Origin of the sequence: Azospirillum brasilense (assembly GCF_008365405.1) — a bacterium.
Lineage (GTDB): Bacteria > Pseudomonadota > Alphaproteobacteria > Azospirillales > Azospirillaceae > Azospirillum > Azospirillum brasilense_D.
Genome location: NZ_QOKV01000001.1, coordinates 722513 through 742023, shown reverse-complemented (window position 1 = coordinate 742023; position 19511 = coordinate 722513). Strand labels below are relative to the sequence as shown.

16 protein-coding genes are annotated in these 19511 nt (G+C 67.3%); 4 read left to right on the top strand and 12 right to left on the bottom strand.

All coding sequences use genetic code 11. From position 1 onward, the window contains the following. Positions 1-4: 4 nt before the first annotated feature. Positions 5-703, bottom strand: coding sequence for a hypothetical protein (locus tag DS837_RS03545; protein ID WP_149163439.1), 699 nt, complete (start codon positions 701-703; stop codon positions 5-7). 403 nt (positions 704-1106) lie between these two features. Here DS837_RS03545 and DS837_RS03540 point away from each other — a divergent pair, with 403 nt between their 5' ends. Both DS837_RS03540 and DS837_RS03535 read left to right on the top strand, forming a co-directional pair. Beyond that, positions 1107-1547: a hypothetical protein gene (locus DS837_RS03540; RefSeq protein ID WP_247889746.1), complete on the top strand. Its 441-nt coding sequence runs from the start codon at positions 1107-1109 to the stop codon at positions 1545-1547. A gap of 213 nt (positions 1548-1760) precedes the next feature. Continuing rightward, positions 1761-2153: a hypothetical protein gene (locus DS837_RS03535; protein ID WP_149163437.1), complete on the top strand. Its 393-nt coding sequence runs from the start codon at positions 1761-1763 to the stop codon at positions 2151-2153. 25 nt (positions 2154-2178) lie between these two features. Here the strand turns inward: DS837_RS03535 and bfr are convergent, their stop codons facing one another. From bfr to DS837_RS03480, 11 genes are all read right to left on the bottom strand, one after another. Next, on the bottom strand, positions 2179-2664 hold the full coding sequence (bfr, locus tag DS837_RS03530) for a bacterioferritin (RefSeq protein ID WP_145626032.1): 486 nt from the start codon (positions 2662-2664) through the stop codon (positions 2179-2181). A gap of 123 nt (positions 2665-2787) precedes the next feature. Next, positions 2788-4977, bottom strand: a complete 2190-nt coding sequence (gene malQ, locus DS837_RS03525; RefSeq protein ID WP_149163436.1) for a 4-alpha-glucanotransferase — start codon at positions 4975-4977, stop codon at positions 2788-2790. A 225-nt stretch (positions 4978-5202) separates the two neighbouring features. Continuing rightward, positions 5203-6255, bottom strand: a complete 1053-nt coding sequence (locus DS837_RS03520) for a response regulator (protein ID WP_149163435.1) — start codon at positions 6253-6255, stop codon at positions 5203-5205. A gap of 87 nt (positions 6256-6342) precedes the next feature. Next, on the bottom strand, positions 6343-8493 hold the full coding sequence (gene glgX / locus DS837_RS03515; RefSeq protein WP_149163434.1) for a glycogen debranching protein GlgX: 2151 nt from the start codon (positions 8491-8493) through the stop codon (positions 6343-6345). 28 nt (positions 8494-8521) lie between these two features. Next, the gene (locus tag DS837_RS03510; protein WP_038527390.1) at positions 8522-8878 is read right to left on the bottom strand and encodes a HepT-like ribonuclease domain-containing protein; all 357 of its coding nucleotides are present in this window, start codon (positions 8876-8878) and stop codon (positions 8522-8524) included. Continuing rightward, positions 8868-9185: a nucleotidyltransferase family protein gene (locus DS837_RS03505; RefSeq protein ID WP_149163433.1), complete on the bottom strand. Its 318-nt coding sequence runs from the start codon at positions 9183-9185 to the stop codon at positions 8868-8870. Before DS837_RS03505 ends, DS837_RS03510 begins: the two co-directional genes overlap by 11 nt. Before the next feature lie 112 nt (positions 9186-9297). After that, positions 9298-11562 (bottom strand): 1,4-alpha-glucan branching protein GlgB, encoded by a 2265-nt coding sequence (glgB, locus tag DS837_RS03500; protein WP_149163432.1) that lies wholly within the window; start codon positions 11560-11562, stop codon positions 9298-9300. Between the two features lie 107 nt (positions 11563-11669). Next, the gene (treS, locus tag DS837_RS03495) at positions 11670-14993 is read right to left on the bottom strand and encodes a maltose alpha-D-glucosyltransferase (protein WP_149163431.1); all 3324 of its coding nucleotides are present in this window, start codon (positions 14991-14993) and stop codon (positions 11670-11672) included. A gap of 179 nt (positions 14994-15172) precedes the next feature. Continuing rightward, positions 15173-16465 (bottom strand): hypothetical protein, encoded by a 1293-nt coding sequence (locus DS837_RS03490; RefSeq protein WP_149163430.1) that lies wholly within the window; start codon positions 16463-16465, stop codon positions 15173-15175. 280 nt (positions 16466-16745) lie between these two features. Further along, a complete protein-coding gene (locus DS837_RS03485; protein ID WP_170295720.1) occupies positions 16746-17180 on the bottom strand; it encodes a bacteriohemerythrin in 435 nt (144 codons plus the stop codon). Positions 17181-17335: 155 nt separating this feature from the next. Further along, the gene (locus DS837_RS03480; RefSeq protein WP_247889745.1) at positions 17336-17845 is read right to left on the bottom strand and encodes a GNAT family N-acetyltransferase; all 510 of its coding nucleotides are present in this window, start codon (positions 17843-17845) and stop codon (positions 17336-17338) included. Positions 17846-17938: 93 nt separating this feature from the next. Between DS837_RS03480 and cysQ the strand changes: the two genes are divergently transcribed. Further along, complete coding sequence (gene cysQ, locus DS837_RS03475) at positions 17939-18715, top strand: 3'(2'),5'-bisphosphate nucleotidase CysQ (protein WP_149163428.1); 777 nt, start codon at positions 17939-17941, stop codon at positions 18713-18715. Next, on the top strand, positions 18706-19503 hold the full coding sequence (locus DS837_RS03470) for a ferritin-like domain-containing protein (protein ID WP_149163427.1): 798 nt from the start codon (positions 18706-18708) through the stop codon (positions 19501-19503). Before cysQ ends, DS837_RS03470 begins: the two co-directional genes overlap by 10 nt. Positions 19504-19511: the final 8 nt, after the last annotated feature.

Genomic DNA, 19511 nt, shown 5'->3' with positions numbered 1-19511 from the left:
CCTGCTAATCGGCCGCGAAGCAATAGAGCAGCCCCGCGCCGCCCGTGCCCTTCAAGGCGTCCTGGCTGCAGCCGCCCCGCGTCAGATGCGAGCTGTTCCAGGACTTGGCCGGCGGGTCGTCGCCGAGACCGATGCGGTCATGATGGCCGACCATGGCGGCGCCCTCCGTCCCGCTGCGGGTCCAGTTGCCGCAGGTCCGGTCCTCCGCGCCGCCGAAGGCGGTGCCGTCCGGCTGGCTGCCGGTCAGGATGTCGTGGGTGTTGGGGGTGTCGCCGCGGCCATTGACCATCTCGCCGGTTTCGGTGAGGCCGGTCTGCTTGGTCAGGCCATTGTTGGCGTGAAGATCCTCCACGCTGCGGGCGATCACCTGCCCTTTCACGTTCTGCCAGGGGCCGGCGCCGATGCGGTCGCGGGCGTTCACCGCCGGCCGGCCATCCGCCGCCTGGGTGGACAGGTAGGCCTTCCAGTCGCGGTTCCCCGCCCCGACGGCCTGCGCCAGTTGCCGGCAATGGCGGTCCGCCCCCTCCAGCCCACCCAGATCGGCGCCCTTCCCCGATCCGACGCTGGTGATGAAGAAGCTCATGCTTGCGGAACCGCCGCCCGCTGAACGGTCGGACGTCTGCGCCGGTGCCGGCGCCGCCGACAGCAGAATTCCGATCGCGAGCGCAGCCCCAATGCCAGCCCCGGAGATCTTGCGGTCCATGGATGCCCTCCCCTGTCTTGTTGTTTGGACGATGGTTCCTCCTGGACGCCCGGACGCAAGGCTTTATTCCCACTCCCCTTCGGTGCATCGCCCACCCGCACGGCCGATCCTTCTTTTTTCCCCTTCCGATGCGGCACGGAATCCTTATCTTCCCTGGCGGCCTCGCCCCATGGGCCAATCAAAACGATTTAGTACGAAATTCAAACCAATCTCCCTTCGTATCGCTCGAAAGCTTCATGCAACTCATAATAATTATGAGAATAAGCGCGAACAAACACACGCCCTCGTTATCCAGCTTTTAAAGATTCAAAGACTTATTCGACCGCTGTTAATCGCTCATTAAGGCGGTTTTGGCAGATTTGATCTTGCGTTCTCCTTCACATTTTTGGGTCCGGCAATGGTGATGGTCTACCACCCTTACGCGCTCCAGCATCGGCAGGAGCGGCGGTCCGGGCGCAGGCTTGCGCTGGCGTTGATCGTCGCGCTCGGCCTCCCCCTGGCGGTGGGCGCCGGCTACACCCTGGAAACGGTGCGCGGCTACGCGGTCCAGGCCCGCTTGGCGCAGGCGGTGGACGCGGCGGCGCTGGCCGGCGGGCGGGTCATGTTCGACGACCAGCGTGACGGCCACATCCGCACCTTCTTCGACAATGCCTTTTCCAAGAGCTTTCTCGGCACCCACGCCGCGGTGCTGAGAATCGAGGACGATACGAACAGCGGCGTTCTGACGGTGCATGGCCGGGCGACGGTGAAGGCGCTGTTCACCCGCATTCTGGGCGGCAGCGATCTCGTCGTGGAGGCGCAATCCGTCGTCCGCCGCAACGTCCGTGGCCGCAAAGGGTCTTAAGCCCTCCGAACCGCAACCGTCGGCGCCGTCGGATGGACAACCACCACGGCGCCGCGCCCCTGCCCAAATTTTTTAAGGCATCGGGAAGCTTTGCGCTGATACCATGCGGGACTAGGCTCACCCACAACCCGCCGCGCTCCCGTGTCCAGCATTCCGTCCCTATCATCGCCGTCGAACGCGCAGTCCCTGTCCGGGATGGGCCGGCTTCGGCAGATGCTGGCCAGCGAAGCCATCGCGGTGCAGCCGATCCGGCGCGTGCCGGGGGAAGCGGAACGCCGACGGTCCGACGATGTCTCGGCCGCCGACGATGCGCTGAAAGGCGGAAACCGGACGGAATTGGGGGAAGCGGAAAGCAACCGCGCCCGCCGCGCCGGCTCCTCGTCCAAATTCGCGCTGGACGATGCTGAAGGTGACGACGGACCAGTGACCGGCGCGTCGCCGCGCCTGAGCGCCACCCCCAACGCCGGCTTCATCGCGCAGAGCATCCATCAGGACGCGATGGGCAGCGGCCTGCACATCGAGCCCTGGTCCGCCGCCATCACCGCTTACCGCAAGGCCGACGCCGCGGCCTATGCGGCCGGGACGTCGGCGGGAATGTCCGTCTAGGCGGCGAACCGCTCCGCATCGCTTATCAGGACGAGGAATCCTCGCCGTAGATCTGCTCCTGCTGGTAGGCGGTCAGGCCCACGCGCTGGATCAGGTCGAGCTGGGTTTCCAGCCAGTCGATGTGCTCTTCGGTGTCCTCCAGGATCTCCCGGAAAATTTCGCGGCTCTGATAGTCGCGCACCGCGTCGCAGTCGGCGATGGCTTCCAGCAGGTTGCCCCGGTTGTGGCTCTCGATGCCAAGGTCGGCGGTGAACATCTCCGGCAGATCCTCGCCGATCTTCAGCTTGTGCAGGTCCTGGAGGTTGGGAAGCCCTTCCAGGAACAGGATGCGCTCGATCAGCTTGTCGGCGTGCTTCATCTCGCCGATGGATTCCTCGTAGACCTTGTGCGCCAGCCGGTGCAGTCCCCAGTTCTTCAACATGCGGGCGTGCAGGAAATACTGGTTGATGGCGGTCAGCTCGTTCGTCAGAATCGTGTTGAGGTGCCGGATAACCTTCGGATCACCTTTCATCTACCCCTCCGTCTTGATTGGCCGCACGATGTTGCGCGCGGCGCGCTGTTCTTTTGCCCGACGACTGACGGGAAGTGTAAGCCAATACCGCAGGATGGCAATCGGCTTCCGGTTCGGCTGGCTTCAAGGCCGTTCGCTGCGGACCGCCTCGGCCAGCCGGCGCACCCCTTCATCCTCGGTCATCGCTTCCACTGGCAGGCCCAGGCGGCGGCGCCAGTTCGGATGCTGGTCCACGGTGCCCGGCAGGTTCGGCTGCTCCACCTCGCCCAGCGCATCCTCGATCTGCACCATGGCGATGCGGCCCGGCGAGCGGGACAGGTAGCGGTGCACCGCTTCCATCAGCTCGCGCGAGAAGGGTTGCGAACCCTCGTTGTTCGGGTAGCGGACCGGGCGCAACCCCTCCCGTTCCAGCGCTTGCAGCATCCACCAACGGTCCACGCCGCGGTCCCAGGCATCCTTGTTCCGCGCCGCCTCGTCGGGATAGAGGTCGAGCCGGGCGCGCCAGTCGAGGTCCCGGTTGGTCCAGAAACCCTTGAAGGTGGCGAGGTCGTGGGTGGTCACCGTGACCATGGCCCCGGCGGGATACTCCTCCGGCGCCTTGAACCCGCCGTCGGCGCTGCGCTCGAAATACAGCACGCGGTAGCTGAGGATGCCCGCCCGCTCCAGAGCCGGGCGGAAGCCCTCCGGCACGGTGCCGAGATCCTCGCCGATGACGATGCAGCGGTTGCGCCGGCTTTCCAGCGCGATGATCCGCAGCAGATCCTCGAACGGGTACTCGACGTAGGCGCCGTCGCTGCCGTCCGCCGGGATCCAGAACAGGTGCTGAAGGGCCATCACATGGTCGATGCGCAGCGCCCCGGCGTGTCGCATGTTGGCGCGCAGCATGGCGATGAAGCTGCCATAGGCCGATTCGCGCAGGCCCACCGGCGACAGCGGGGCGAGGCCCCAGTTCTGCCCCTTCATGTTGAACTGGTCCGGCGGCGCGCCGACGTTGGCGCCCTGCACCAGGATGCCCGATTCGCCCCAGGCCGCCGCCCCGCCGGGATGCGCCGCCACAGCGAGGTCGCGGTAGAAGCCGAGGGGCAGCCCGGCCCGCCGCCCGCGCTCCGCCGCCGTGCCGAGTTGGCGGTCGGCCTCCCATTGCAGATATTCGAAGAAGCCCACCCGGTCGGCCTGCTCGGCGGCGAAGGCCTGGACCTCAGGGCTGTCCGGGTGCTGAAAGGCCGCCGGCCAGCTCCGCCACATCCATTGGGACGGGTCGCGGCGGTAGAAATGCTCGTGCAGCGCCTCGAACACGGCGTGGCGGCGCAGCGGCTCGCCCATCTCCCGCCGGAACGTCTCGAACGCCTCGCGCCGCGCGTCGCTCGCGCCGAGCGCCCGGAAGGTGGCGTGCAGCGCCTCCAGAACCGGCATCTTGAGGGCGGAGACGGCGGGATAGTCCACCAGCTCCGTCGCCCGCGCGGCGGCCAGCCGCTGCCGGAACTCCTCCGACGCGATAAGGGCCTGCGCCTGCGGGGTGGCCGCCAGTTCCGGCACCCGCTCCACGTCGATGTAGAGGATGTTGAGGAAGGTCCGGCTGCTCGGCGAATAAGGGCCGATGTGGTTGGGGTCGGCCGGGAACAGCGCGTGCAGCGGATTCAGCCCGACCAGCCCGGCTCCGAGCCCCGCCGCCGTCTCGGCGAAGCGCCCGAGATCGTCGAAGTCGCCGATGCCCCAGTCGTCGCCACTCTTCAGCGCATAGAGCTGGAGGCCGATGCCCCAGGTCCGCCCGCCGGGAACCACGTCCTCCACCGTCAGGCAGCGCTGCGGCGCGACGATCAGCACCGTGCCGCCCTCCAGCGTCCCTCCCACGCCTTGAGGACGGATCACCACCGTCAGCCGGTGATAGCCGAGCGGCAGGGTCGGCGGCAGGCGGGTGGACACCGTGCGCCGCTCATAGGCCACGCCGTCGAGCACCCGCTGCTCGGCCAGCGGCAGGTTGCCGACGCGCAGCGATGCGCGGTGGGCGAGCCCGCCCTCCTCGGTCAGCGTCCAGGTCAGCTCGGCGTCCTCCAGCCCGGCCGGAACGGCCAGGGCGAGGCCGAGCGGCGCGCCCTCGTCGATCACCAGGACGGGGGGCAGCATGCGGCGCCACGCCCGGTCCTCCACCGCGTGCAGGCTCCCCGCCAGTTCCTCGCCGTTGCCGGCGGGATAGCCCATGGCGGCGGACAGAGCCCGCTTCGTCGCGTCGGAGGTCTCGCGCCGGTTGCCCCAGATGTCATGGTAGAAGGGCTCGATGCCAAGCCGTTCGGCAAGCCGGTCGAGATCGCTCATTCAGGGTTCCCCGCGGTTATCGGTCGTGGCGTCTTGGTGGCGTCATTCTGGCCGCAACGGCCTGCGCGCGAGCATTGCGCGTCGGGCCGATTCCGTCCAGCCCCGAACATTCGAATTTTCATATTTACCGCAACGCTTTCGCATGCGGCGACGGGGCATGGGTGACAACGCGCCGCAACCTTGGATGATCCGGCCTTCGCCTTCAGCGGCTCACCATTTGCGGGGTCACGACCCAACCGCCTCTTTCGCGGCATCGCCGTTCGCCGCGGGCACGACCATGGCGGCCTTCGCGGCCTCCGCCTTGGCCGCCTCCGCCTTGGCTTGGGCCATCTGCTCCAGCCGGGAACGGTAGCCGGTCACGGCGACCGACACTTCCGCCATCATGGCCTCCAGGGGACGCGCCGCATCCACCGCCTGCATCAGGTCGCGGGCGAGCGCGCGGACGCGCTCCAGCTCCTCCGCCGCGACGGCACCTGATTCGGCCTGCAGCCGCAGCCGTTCCGCCATCATCTTCAAGGACTTGGCGACGGACTCCGCCGGCCCCGGCTCGCTCAGGTCGTCAAGGCGGCGCAACAGGTCGTCGAGGAAGGCCGGGACGCGGGCCAGATGCTCCACCGCCATGCGCTCCGGCGGGCGGACGGCCAAGCCGGTGGCGGCGAACTCGATCAGGAAGGCGACCTGCACGCTGATGCGCAGCAGCTTCTGCTCGTTGACGAAGTGGTTGGCCTCGGCCATGAGCTGCCGGGCGTTGATGTGCGCCCAGCGGTTGGTGGCCTTCAGCCGCAGCGTGTTCGGCGCGTCGAGCAGCGGCACCTGGGCGCCCTCGCGCGGCGACTTGCGCCGGTCGGGGCCGGTGTAGTCGGCGGTCACCACGAATTTCTTGCGCGACTCGATCAGGGCGGCCAACCGCTCCTGCACCTGCTTGGGCGAGACCGGCTTCACCAGCAGATCGTCGGCCCCGGCGTTGGTGACCCGCATGACCAGAAGCGGCGTCGGCTGCCACGTCGTGGCGACGATGCAGGCGTAAGGGTTGCGGGTGTCCGGCTCGTTGCGCAGGCGGCGGATGAGGCGCAGCGCCTCCGCCTCCTCTCCATCGATATCCAGCAGGATCAGGTCGGGGGTGGCCGCCGTCGCCATGTCCACCGCGTCCCGGACCGAGCCGTAGGCCTCCGCCCGCTTCATCCCCAGCCGCGCCAGAACCTCGCGCAGGACGCGCTGGGTGTTGGACTGGGTGTCGATGATGGCGGCATCAACCAGGGAGTAGTCGTAGTCGGGCATGCGTAGGTTCCGCGGAAACCGGAGGTGGAAAGGCCATCCCCGGCCTGGACGTTAGCACAGGCGGAAAAGACCGCCTATTGACCCGCATCAACGACCGGGCGAATCAACCTGCACGAACACCAGCGCCGTCCGCCCGTCCACCGGCATCGTCCGCCCGGCGAGTTGCATCCGCCCGTCACCGGCCCCGTCCACCACGCGGGTGTCCAGGACGCAGCGCCAGCCGCGCGCGTCGGGCACCTCCGGCAGGGTGACGTTGACCGTGTCGGTGTGGGCGTTCAGCACGATCAGAAGAACCCCGTCGTCCTGCGGCGCGCCGTCCACCCCGGTGTAGGTTCCGGCATGGCCGTTCAGCAGCAGCATGATGCAGCGCGCGTGCCCGTTGCGCCAATCCTCCGCCGACTTCTCAACACCCTGCGGCGTGTACCAGACGATGTCCTTCAATCCGTTCGGCGAGGTCCGGCGCCCATGCAGGAAGACCGGTCGGCGCAGCACCGGATGAACCTTGCGCAGCGCGATCAGCCGCTTGACGAAGGCAAGCATCGGGCCGCCCTCGCCCTTCAGCCGCGCCCAGTCCAGCCAGGAGGTCTCGTTGTCCTGGCAATAGGCGTTGTTGTTGCCCTTCTGGCTGTGGCCGATCTCGTCGCCAGCCAGCATCATCGGCGTGCCCTGCGACAGGAACAGGGTGGCCAGCAGGTTGCGCTTCTGCTTGGCGCGGGCCTCGCGGATCGCCGGGTCGTCGGACTCGCCTTCCACCCCGTGGTTCCAGGAATGGTTGGCGGAATGGCCGTCGCGGTTGTCCTCGCCGTTGGCCCAATTGTGCTTGTCGTTGTAGGAGACGAGGTCGTGCAGGGTAAAGCCGTCATGCGCCGTGACGAAGTTCACCGACGACCAGGGCCGCCGCCCGCGCTTCTCGAACAGGTCCGACGAGCCGGCGATCCGCCCGGCCAGTTCCGGCAGCATGCCGTCGTCGCCGCGCCAGTAGCGGCGCACGGTGTCGCGATAGCGGTCGTTCCACTCCGCCCAGCCCGGCGGGAAGTTGCCGACCTGATAGCCTCCGGGACCGACGTCCCATGGCTCCGCGATCAGCTTCACGTCGGCCAGCGCCGGGTCCTGCCGCACCGCGTCGAGGAAGCCCGAACCGGGGTCGAACCCGTAGGGCTCCCGCGCCAGCACGGTGGCGAGGTCGAAGCGGAAGCCGTCGACATGCATCTCCGTCACCCAGTAGCGCAGGCTGTCCATGACCAGCTGGAGCACGCGCGGGTGGCTGAGATTCAGGGTGTTTCCGGTGCCGGTGTCGTTGATGTAGAAGCGCGGGTTGTCGGGCAGCAGCCGGTAATAGCTGAGATTGTCGATGCCCTTGAAGGACAGGGTGGGGCCGAGATGGTTGCCCTCGCCCGTGTGGTTGTAGACCACGTCCAGGATGACCTCGATCCCCGCCTCGTGCAGGCGGGCGACCATGGTCTTGAACTCCGACAGCACGCCGGTGGTCATGTAGCGCGGCTCGGGCGCGAAGAAGCCGACGCTGTTGTAGCCCCAGTAGTTGCGCAGGCCCTGCCCGACCAGATGCCGGTCGTCGGCGAAGGATTGCACCGGCAGGAACTCCACCGACGTGATGCCCAGCGCCTTGAGATAGTCGATCACCGCATGGGTGGACATGCCGGCGAAGGTGCCGCGCAGCGGGGCCGGCACCTCCGGATGGCGCATGGTGAAACCGCCGACATGCGTCTCGTAGATCACCGTGTCGGACCAGGGCACCGCCGGGTGCCGGTCGTGCCCCCAGGTGAAGGCGCGGTCGACCACCCGGCATTTCGGCATGCCGCGGGCGTTGTCGCGCCGGTCGAAGGACAAATCCTCGCGCGTCGAGCCGACTCGGTAGCCGTAATGGGCATCCGACCAGCGGAACGGCCCGAACAGCGCCTTGGCGTAGGGGTCGAGCAGCAGCTTGTTCGGGTTGAAGCGGTGCCCCGCAGCCGGCTCGTAGGGGCCGTGGACGCGGTAGCCGTAGAGCAGACCGGGCCGGGCCTCCGGCAGGTAGCCGTGCCAGACCTCGTCGGTGTGCTCCGGCAGGACGACCCGCTCGACCTCGCGCTGGCCGGTCTGGTCGAACAGGCACAGTTCGACCTTTTCGGCGTGCGCGGAGAACAGGGCGAAGTTGACCCCGAACCCGTCCCAGTTCGCTCCCAGCGGATAGGGCTTGCCGGGCCAGACGGCGGTACGCGTGGCGGTGGAGATGGACATCAGACGACGATCCCGTCTTGTTGGACCGTCATGGCCGGTTCCCTTCGATCCGCATCAACTCCGCGACGACCACAGCCCTCAGCGGCGAAAGTTCGTGTTGAATGGTGTGCCACGTAAGAGCGTCGTCCACGTTGTCGTAATCGTGCCGGTAGATGTTACCGGCACCGGCTATGGCCCGCCAATCGATTTCGGGATGGCGCTGTCTGACGTCATCGGGGATGCGCCGAGAGGCTTCCGAAATGATTTCGAGAGCGCGCAGCACGGCATAGCTGGTCTTCTGATCGGCCAGAAAATCCTCGAACCCCATTCCGGAAACGAATCGGGCAATCGCATCGATGTTCTGAACGATGTCCTCCAGCCGCCGCTGCGGCGACCTAGAAGGCATGCACCGCCTCCTCCGCCACGCTGTCCCGAAGGGCGGGTTTCAGATTCTTCCGCACCACCACATCCGTCGGCCGGTCGAACAGGTCACCGATGTCCAGCGTCACCCGCGTGTACTCGAACAACCCCATGGGATGCCCGGGGTCCAGATCGATCACGATGTCGATGTCGCTGTCGGATCGGGCCTCGCCACGCGCCACCGAACCGAAGACGGCGGCATGCAGGACACCGCGCCGACGCAGATCCGCACTGTGGCTGCGCAGGATGCGCACCACGTCTTCGACGGACGGCGGCCGGTTCCTCATCGTCATGATCGTTCCCCCGGACGCTCGTCCGCCCGGAGCCTGTGCGGGATAACCAAATCAATAAAGAGGAGGCACGTACCGCCCGTCAAGAGTGCCCATCGGGAAGAGACGGCGCCCCCTACCCCGCCTTGCGCTCCAGCACCAGCGTGCCCAGCGGCGGCAGGGTCAGGCAGATGGAATGCGGACGGCCATGCCATTCCGTCTCCTCGCTTGCCACGCCGCCGGCGTTGCCGACTCCGCTGCCGCCGTACTCCGGGGCGTCGGTGTTCAGCACCTCCTCGTACCGGCCCGGCAGGGTGACGCCGACGCGGTAGCCGTCGCGCGGCATCGGAGTGAAATTGCAGACCACGACCACATGGTGCTCCGGGTCTTCCCCGCTCTTGCGCAGGAAGGCGAGAACGGAGTTGTCGCTGTCGTTGGCCTCGATCCATTCGAAGCCCGCCGGGTCGCAGTCGGTCTGGTGCAGCGGCTTCAGCCCGCGGTACATCCGGTTCAGGTCGCGCACCAGCGCGTGAAGCCCCTGGTGCAGCGGCTCCTCCAGCAGGTGCCAGTCCAGGCTGCGCGCCTCGCTCCACTCGCGCCACTGGCCGAACTCGCCGCCCATGAACAGCAGCTTCTTGCCGGGATGGGCGAACATGAAGCCGTAATAGGCGCGCAGGTTGGCGAACTTCTGCCAGTCGTCGCCCGGCATCTTGTTGATGAGCGAGCCCTTGCCGTGCACCACCTCGTCGTGGCTGAGCGGCAGGACGAAGTTCTCCGAGAACTGGTAGATCAAGCCGAAGGTGAGCTGGTGGTGATGGTAACGGCGGTGGATGGGGTCCTTCGCCATGTACTCCAGCGTGTCGTGCATCCAGCCCATGTTCCACTTGTAGCCGAAGCCCAGCCCGCCGAGATAGACGGGCCGCGACACCGCCGGCCAGGCTGTGGATTCCTCGGCCACCGTCATGATGCCCTGGTGGTGGCCGTACGTCAGCTCGTTCATCCGCTTGAGGAAGGCGATGGATTCCAGGTTCTCGCGCCCGCCGAAGCGGTTGGGAACCCACTCGCCGGCCTTGCGGCTGTAGTCGAGGTAGAGCATGGAGGCCACGGCGTCGACCCGCAGCCCGTCCAGCCGGTAATGATCCAGCCAGAACAGCGCGTTGCCCAGCAGGAAGTTCTGCACCTCCGTCCGGCCGAAATTGTAGATCAGCGTGTTCCAGTCCTGGTGATAGCCCTGGCGCGGGTCGGCGTGCTCGTACAGGTGCGTGCCGTCGAACCAGCCCAGCCCGTGCGGATCGGTCGGGAAATGGCCGGGCACCCAGTCGAGCAGCACCCCGATCCCCGCCGCGTGGCAGGCGTCCACGAAATACTTGAAGTCCTCCGGCGTGCCGTGACGGCTGGTCGGCGCGTACATCCCGATCGGCTGGTAGCCCCAGGAGCCGTCGAAGGGATGCTCGGTGATGGGCAGCAGCTCGATGTGGGTGAAGCCGAGATCCTTCACATAGGGCACCAACCGGTCGGCCAGTTCGCGGTAAGTGAGGAAGCGGTCACCCTCCTCCGGCACCCGCGCCCAGGAGCCGAGATGGACTTCGTAGATGGAGATCGGCGCGGTCAGGTCGGCGCTGGCGGAGCGGGTCCGCTGCCACTCGGCATCCTGCCAGTCGTAGGACGGCAGGCCGTGCACGACGGAGGCGGTCTGGGGACGGAACTCGGCCTGGAAGGCGTAGGGATCGGACTTCAGCGGCAGCAGGTCGCCGCCGGCCCCCTTGATCTCGAACTTGTAGCGCTGGCCGACGGTGGCGTGCGGCACGAAGATCTCCCACACACCGGCTTCCGTCCGCTTGCGCATCGGCAGGCGCCGGCCGTCCCAGTCGCAGAAGTCGCCGACGACGCTGACCCGCCGCGCGTTGGGCGCCCAGACGGCGAAGGCCACGCCGGCCACCCCGTCGATCTCCCGCGGGTGGGCGCCCAGCCGCTCGAAGCTCTTGAGGTGCGTGCCCTCGGCCAGCAGATGGATGTCCAGTTCGCCCAGGACGGACCAGAAGCGGTAGGCGTCCTCGAACTCCACCGTCGCCAGCGGGAACTGGACGCGCAGGCGGTAGCGGAAGGGCTCCTTGCGGTCGGGCAGGACGGCGACGAAGAAGCCCTCGCCATGGACCTTGTCGGCCTCGCCCGCCGGGTCGCCCGACGCGCTGTCGACCACCCACAGCTTCTCCGCGCCGGGGATGAAGGCGCGGACCTCGACGGGCTGGTCCTTGCCGGTCTGGTGCATGCCCAGGATCGCGAAGGGATCGCCGTGGTCGGCGCGGACGATGGCCTCGATGCCGCCGCTCAACGGCGACACGGCCTTCGGCGACGCTTCCTGCGCCTTGGCACGGTTTCCCGTTCGGATGTCGTTCGGCATCGGCTGACTTTCCCCTTACCCTTGCTCGTTCCTGGGGTGTGAACATAGCGCCGGGGCGTTTGTCACACCACGCCCGCGGCGTCCTATGTCCCGTTTCGGGTTTCGCCTCAGGATTCGCCGTCCAGAAGCCCCAGCACGCCCTTCACCGGAATGCCGATCCAATTCGGCCGGTTGGCGGCCTCGTAGGCGATCTCGTAGAGCGCCTTCTCCATCAGGAACAGCGCCAGCAGGCGGCGGTCGGCAGCAGCCCCGTCCGGCGCGTCCGGGCAGGCCGCCATGGCGGCGCGGTAGGCCTCCAGGAAGCTCTGCATGCTGCGCCGCTCCCAATCGAGCGCCGCCTCCATCACAGCACCGGCCTCCTCCAGCGCGCCCGTCTCGTCGATCCGGAACAGCGCCGCCCAGGTGGCGTAGTTGAAGGAGCGCAGCATCCCCGCCACGTCGCGCAGCGGGCTGTGCTTGGCCCGCCGCTCCTCCAGGGACTTCGCCGGCTCGCCCTCGAAATCGATGATGTACCAGTCGTTCTGGGCGCGCAGCACCTGCCCAAGATGGTAGTCGCCGTGGATGCGCGTCTTGTCGCCCTGCGGCGGGGTGTCGGCCAGCTCGGCCAGCCGGTTCATCACGTCGGCGCGGCGGCCCAGCAGGGATTCCGCCTGCTCCCGCACCGCGGGTGCCAGACGGTCCAGCGCGCCGGGCAGCGCTGCGAAGGCGGCCTCGGCCTGACGGCGGGCGGCCTCGCCCCAGCCCTTCAGGTCGTCGGCGGTCACCGGCTCCGGGTCGAAGGCCGGGTCGCCGGTGCGCTTGGCCAGCGCGCAGTGGAGTTCCGCCGTGCGCTGGCCGAGCGTCGCCATCATGGCGGCGTGCATGCCGAAGGGTTCGCCCTCGGTCGGCTCCTCCGGATCATGGGACAGGCCGAGACGGATGTCGTCCAGGTCGCGCACCAGCGAATCGACGGTGCTGCTCCAGCCGTCCCCCTGGTTGCGGACGAAGCCCTGGAGCACGAACAGGGCGGTCGGCGTGCCATCCTCCGCCACATGCTCGACGGAACCGAGCAGCGGCGGCGTGTTCTGGAAGCCCGCCACCTCGGTCAGGAAGCGTCCGACCTCCAGCTCCGGATGGGCGCCGGGGGTCAGGCGGCGGAACGCCTTCAGCACGGCCTGGCTGCCGACCAGAATGGAGCTGTTGCTCTGCTCCACGCCCAGGCGGCGGATCTCCGTCTCGTCGTCCACCACGAGGTCGGCCATGCAGGCCGTGGGCGAGAAGCGCAGATGCCCGTGCGACGCCGGAATCTCCCGCCCCTCGCGCAGGGCGGTCAGCAGGCTGCGGGTGAAGGCGTCGGCCTGCATGGCGTCGTAGATGGCGCCGGTGCGCGGGCCGCGCCGGGCCTTGGCCAGCGTGAAGGGCAGCAGCGGCCAGCCGGTGTTGCCGGCGTTCTCCTCCCAGCTCATGGCGAGCGGCAGGAAGTAGGACTGCGTGCCGCCGCCGGAAAGCTCGACCTCGGCGCGAAGCAGCATGAAGCCGTCGCCCGGCCCGCTCAGCCGCGCGGACACCGGGACATGCGCGCGCTCGATCCGGCGATCCTTGGCGGCGAACCAGCGCTGCTGCGGCAGATAGGCCTGCAGGATGTCGCGCGCCAGCTCGGCCTCCGCGCGCCCGCTGATCAGACTCTTCCAGCCGTCGCGCACGACGATGGTCAGCAGGTCTGGCACCGGCTCCGGCATCGTCTCGTGCCAGGACGGCAGCGCCGCCTCGGCGGCCAGCGCGAACCAGTAGAAGCCGTAGGCGGGGATGGTCAGCAGGTAGGGCAGATCACCGACCGGCGGGAAGACCGTGCGGCCCAGCATCTCCACCGGCACGCGGCCGCGGAATTGCTTCAGGTCCAGCTCCACCGCCTGGGCAGAGCGGGAGAGATTCGCCACGCAGAGGATGACCTCGTCGCCTTCCTCCGTCGAATGGCAGCGCAGATAGGCCAGGACCTTGCGGTTGCCCGGATAGAGAAGCTGGAAGCTGCCGCGCCCGAAGGCCTTGTGCTGCTGGCGCACGGCGATCAGCCGCTTCATCCAGTTCAGCAGAGACGACGGGCTGCGCTGCGCCGCCTCCACGTTGATCGCCTGGAAGCCGTAGATCGGGTCCTGGATCGCCGGGAGATACAGCCGCGCCGGGTCGGCGCGCGAGAAGCCGCCGTTGCGGTCGGGCGACCACTGCATCGGCGTGCGCACGCCGTCGCGGTCGCCGAGATAGATGTTGTCGCCCATGCCGATCTCGTCGCCGTAATAGAGCACCGGCGTGCCCGGCATGGACAGCAGCAGGCTCTTCAGCAGCTCGATCTTGCGGCGGTCGTTCTGAAGCAGCGGGGCGAGGCGCCGCCGGATGCCCAGGTTGATCCGCATGCGCCGGTCGGCGGCGTAGAAGTCCCAGAGATAGTCCCGCTCGCGGTCGGTCACCATCTCCAGCGTCAGCTCGTCATGGTTGCGCAGGAAGATGGCCCACTGGCACTCGTCCGGGATGTCCGGCGTCTGGCGCATGATGTCGGCGATGGGATGCCGGTCCTCCATGGCGACGGCCATGTAGATTCGCGGCATCAGCGGGAAGTGGAAGGCCATGTGGCATTCGTCCCCGCCCTTCTCCAGGTCGCCGAAATAGGGCAGCACATCTTCCGGCCACTGGTTCGCCTCGGCCAGCAGCATGCGGTCGCCGTAGCCCTTGTCGATCTCCGTGCGGATCGCCTTCAGAACGTCGTGGGTTTCCGGCAGGTTCTCGTTGTTGGTGCCCTCGCGCTCCTTCAGGTAGGGCACGGCGTCGAGCCGCAGCCCGTCCACCCCCATGTCCAGCCAGAAGCGCATGACGTTCAGCACCTCCTGAAGGACCTTCGGGTTGTCGAAGTTCAGGTCGGGCTGGTGCGCATAGAAACGGTGCCAGAAATAGGCCTGCGCCTCGGAATCCCAGGTCCAGTTGGACTTTTCCGTGTCGCAGAAGATGATGCGGGTGCCCTGGTACTTCTGGTCGGTGTCGGACCAGACGTAGAAGTTCCGGTGGTTCGATCCCGGCTTGGCCTGACGGGCGCGCTGGAACCACGGGTGCTGGTCGGAGGTGTGGTTGATGACCAGTTCCGTGATGACGCGCAGGCCGCGGTCGTGGCATTCGCGCAGGAACCGCTTGAAGTCCTGGAGATTGCCGTAGGACGGGTTGACCGCCTTGTAGTCGGCGATGTCGTAGCCGTCGTCGCGCAGCGGCGAGGGGTAGAAGGGCAGCAGCCACAGCGTGGTGACGCCAAGCTCCTGGATGTAGTCGAGCTTCTGCGTCAGGCCGGCGATGTCGCCGATGCCGTCGTTGTCGGCGTCGAAGAACGCCTTGACGTGAAGCTGATAGATGACCGCGTCCTTGTACCAGAGCGTGTCGTTCCGATCGATCCGGCCATTGTCCGAGTTCTTCATACCGCCCCGTCGCTCCGCTGGTCTGGTGGAGCGGGGTCGCCGGACGGGCGGGGAATCCCGCGCCCATCCGGCAGCCGCGCCACATCATAAACCAGTTAGAGTTGGGTCCGTTCCACGGCAAAGGCAACGTTGGACGCGAAACCTGCGATGGCGGACCACCATCGGAGGCGGTGCCGGCGTCAGGCGTCGGCCAGCGCCGCGACGGAGAGCGGCTGGGTCTCGGTGCTGCTCCGGACATCCACCGAGACGCCGCCGTTGACGTAGCCCGTCACCGTCTGGCGCAGCGCGTAGACCGTCTTGCCCAGCTCGGCGCTCATCGCCGGATCGTAGGTCGAACCGGGCACCGGCTGGGTGTAGTAGAAGACCGCCGGGGTGCTGTAGGAGGTGGGCGGGATTTCGGCCATCAGGATCGTCATCGTCGAGCTGTAGCGGCAGTCGGCCGGGATCTCGATCGTCTGGCTGACCGACAGATCGTAGTAATTGGTGACCGAGGTCTCCTTCGTGCCCGTGTAGGTGTAGGACATGGAGAAAGTGCAGCCGACCTCGACCTCGCCGGTCAGACCGATTCCGTAAGTGAAGCGCACCTCCTGGACATAGCCGATCGTGTAGGAGTCGGTGACCGACAGCGTCAGGGACTGCGATTTCCCGCTGGTCACCGACACCGTGTCGGTGATCGTCGCCGCACCCTGGTTGGTGCCGGAGATGGAACTGCTGATCGTGCTCGACGGGTTGGTGGGGACCGGCGCGGTGATCGAGAAGGGCTCGACCTCCGAATGGACCGGGGGCAGCAGGTCCCACCGCCACGAGGCCTCCTTGTCGACGAAGGAATAGCTGCGCAGGTCCGGGATGCCGTCCATGCTCAGCCAGCCGGCGACAGACATGGTTTCCCCCTCGCCCTGGCCACCGTCGTACAGAGCCACCTGCTGGGCGGTCAGCCCGCCGAAATAGATCGACGCCGCCCGGTCGCAGATGAACCAGCCGGCCAGCGACAGCACCGTCCCCATCGGCCATTCGCACAGGAAGAAGGTGTTGCGGTTGTCGGCATAGTTCAGCCCGTCGAACAGCTGGAACAAGCCGGTGTTCAGGTCCACGCGCCGCCAGATGTAGGCGGACAGGCAATCGTTGGCGCCGAGCTTTTCGACGTCGACCGTTTGCGTCTTGCCGTTGCCGATCAGATCGACGCAACGCCCGCAACCGTTGAAGCTGTAGGGCTGGCCGGCGGGCGGGGTGGTCTTGTGTTCCAGCAGGGTCAGGACGACCCCCTCCGGCAGATTGAAGGCAATCCAGGTGGTCCGGTCGTTCAGGTTGGTCCCGGCAAAGGAGCTCTGGACGCCTTCGATCGCGCCCGAGGTGGTGATGGTCAGGTTGTCGCTGCTCCAGTTCTGATCGGCGTACAGCTTCACCGTGCCCGACGGAAGGCTGGACGGATAGGCCACGGACGTGGACGGCGGCAGCAGGTAAGGTTCAGTCATGGCGTTCCCTCGCGGTTGGCGAAACATCCCCGACCAGCCGCACGGGCGTGACCCCGCTACGAATCACACAAGAGAAATGCAAGATATCATGAATTGCATTCATTCATATTTATTGCGGCACGGTCGGGGAAACCGGCAAATGTTACCGATGATAATTTACGAAAACAAAATGAAAATATTTAAATACATTTGCACTTAGCATCGCACCTTGGGATTTTCATGCAAACGTGTTTTCCGACGCCACACCTCCGGACCACCGCACCGCCCATGGGGCCGCCGATCAGGCGGAGGTCCGCTTCCGTTTGGCGCCCTGGGTCAGGCTGCGGTAGACACCCTGATCCTCTTCGATGAAATGGGCGATCAGGCGGTGTTCGACCCAATTGGTCAGTTCGTTGGGCGTGCAGAAGACGACGCCGTACGGCCCCTCGAACCGCAGGGCCAGCAATTCCTCAGTGATCTGCCGGTGGAGCCGCTTGTGCTGCTCCACGCCGCCGCTTTTGGCGTCGGTCCAGAACTGCTCTTCGTCGGAGAAATGCTCCTCCGTGTACTTGACCAGGGCGGCGAAGGCGTTCTGGATGATCTTGTAGCCTTGCCCCGCCGCCACCGCCATGTGCAGCAGCCCGGCCAGTTCGAGAAGGGTCCGGTGCTGTTCGTCAATGGACTCGTTTCCAACCGTGTAGTCGGACTTCCACGGGAAGCGGGCGGATGGCTGCATGGGGGCCTGCCGGCGAACGGCCGTGCTGAAGGTATCGGGAAGGCCGCAAGATAGCATCCGCGTCCACCCGCCGGGGTCGGACAACTTGCCGCAAATCGAATCCCCGCCCGGCGCGACGAACACAATTTTCAGCAAATTACCTCAAATACGCCGGATCAGCCTTTCACCGGCTTCGTCATGTAGGTCATCCCGCCGCCGTAGGAGGCGAGCTTGGCGGCCAGCCCGGCCCCGCCGTCATGCGGCCGGAATCCTTGCGCATCCCAGAAGGCCCGTGCACCGGGGGTGGAGGTCAGGGCCAGCCAGCGAAACCCCTGCCGCGCCGCCAGCGCGTTCATGCGCTCCAGGGCGGCGACTCCCAACCTCAGCCCCCGCGCCGCGGGCAGCAGGGCGACGTCGTGCAGATAGAGGCAGTCCGGCGCCTCCGGCAGCGCGCCGAGCGGCGAATCAAGCGGCGGAGGAACACCCAAACGCCCCGGATGCATGACGATGTAGCCGATGCCGAGCCCATCCGCCTCCGCCATGGCGCAGCCGTCCGGGTAGAGGGCCAGACGCTCGGCGAAGACGGCGCGATCCTCCGGGTAATCGGGGTGCACGACCTCGGCGATGTCCAACACACGCTCCAGGTCCGCCGGTTCCATCGCCCGCCAGCCTGCGTTCATCCGCATTCTCCCATCCTCCCCGCCCTTTCCAGCCTTCCAGCCCACCATCCGGGCGCGCTATGGTGACCGTTCGCACACCAGCCGACCGGAGGACCACCCATGACCGACACCGCCGCGGCGAGCCTGCTGCCCAAGGTGCGGACCATCGCCCACGAAGCGGGTCAGGTGATCCTGCGCTTCTACAACGACGGCATCGACGCCGCCACAAAGGTCGACGGCAGTCCGGTCACCCAGGCCGATCTGGCCGCCGAGCATGTCATCACCCCGGCCCTGCACCACATCGCCCCCGGCATTCCGGTTGTCGCGGAGGAGGCCGTGGCCGCCGGGCACCGGCCGGACATTTCCGGCGGACGCTTCTGGCTGGTCGATCCGCTCGACGGTACCAAGGAGTTCATCAGCCGCAACGGCGAGTTCACCGTCAACATCGCCCTGATCGAGGGCGGGCGTCCGGTCCTGGGAGTCGTCTACGCGCCGGCCACGGGTGACCTCTACGCCGCCTGCGGAGCGGGCACCGCCGTCCATTGGGTGGAGGGCCGCCACGACTACCCGATCCAGGTCCGCAAGCCGCCGCCCGACGGCCTGACCGTGGTCGCCAGCCGCTCCCACGGCAGCGGCGGCGAACTGGATGGCTTCCTTGCCGGCTACACGGTGAAGAACCGGGTGACCTGCGGCAGTTCCCTGAAATTCTGCACGGTGGCGTCGGGCAAGGCCGACCTTTACCCCCGCTTCGGTCCGACCAGCGAATGGGACACCGCCGCCGGCCACGCCATCCTCGTCGCCGCCGGCGGGCGGGTGGAGCAGCCCGACGGCTCGCCCTTCCTCTACGGCAAGGCCGACATCCTGAACCCCCATTTCGTTGCGTATGGATGGCAATGACGCTGTGTGACGCGGCCGTCGCGGTGCTGACCACTGCGGCGCCACTGGAGAAGGTGCGCCTGACGCGGGACTACGCCGCAGCGTGGCGCGACGGACGCATCACGGAGTTCGGCGCGCTGGTCGCGCCGGAGCGCCCCGCCCGTCCGGAGCGTCCGCCGCTGATGCTGCCCCGCGACATGCCCAAGCGCGGACGCGGCGGCAGCGCGCAGAACCGCCTCGCCCTGCTCCACGCGCTGGCCCACATCGAGCTGAACGCCATCGACCTCGCTTGGGACATCGTGTGCCGCTTCGTCGGAGAGGGGATGCCTAAGGGCTTCACCGACGACTGGGTGCAGGTCGCCGACGACGAAGCCCGGCATTTCCAGATGCTGGAGGAGCGACTGAACCAGCTCGGTTCCGGCTATGGCGAGTTGCCGGCCCATGACGGGCTGTGGCAAGCGGCGACCACCACCGCCCACGACCTCGCCGCCCGGCTGGCCGTGGTGCCGATGGTGCTGGAGGCGCGCGGGCTCGACGTGACCCCGGAGACCGTCCGCCGCCTGCGCGAGTTCGGCGACGCGGAAAGCGCCGCTCTGCTCCAGGTCATCCACGACGAGGAGATCACCCACGTCGCCGCCGGACGCCGCTGGTTCGGCCATCTCTGCGCCAAGCGCGGCGTGGACCCGGTGGAAACGTGGCAGGATCTGGTGAAACGGTACTTCCGCGGCGGCCTGAAGAAGCCCTTCAACGTGACCAGCCGCCAAGCCGCCGACTTCGGCCCGGAATTCTACGAGCCGATTGCGGAGTGACACGCGAT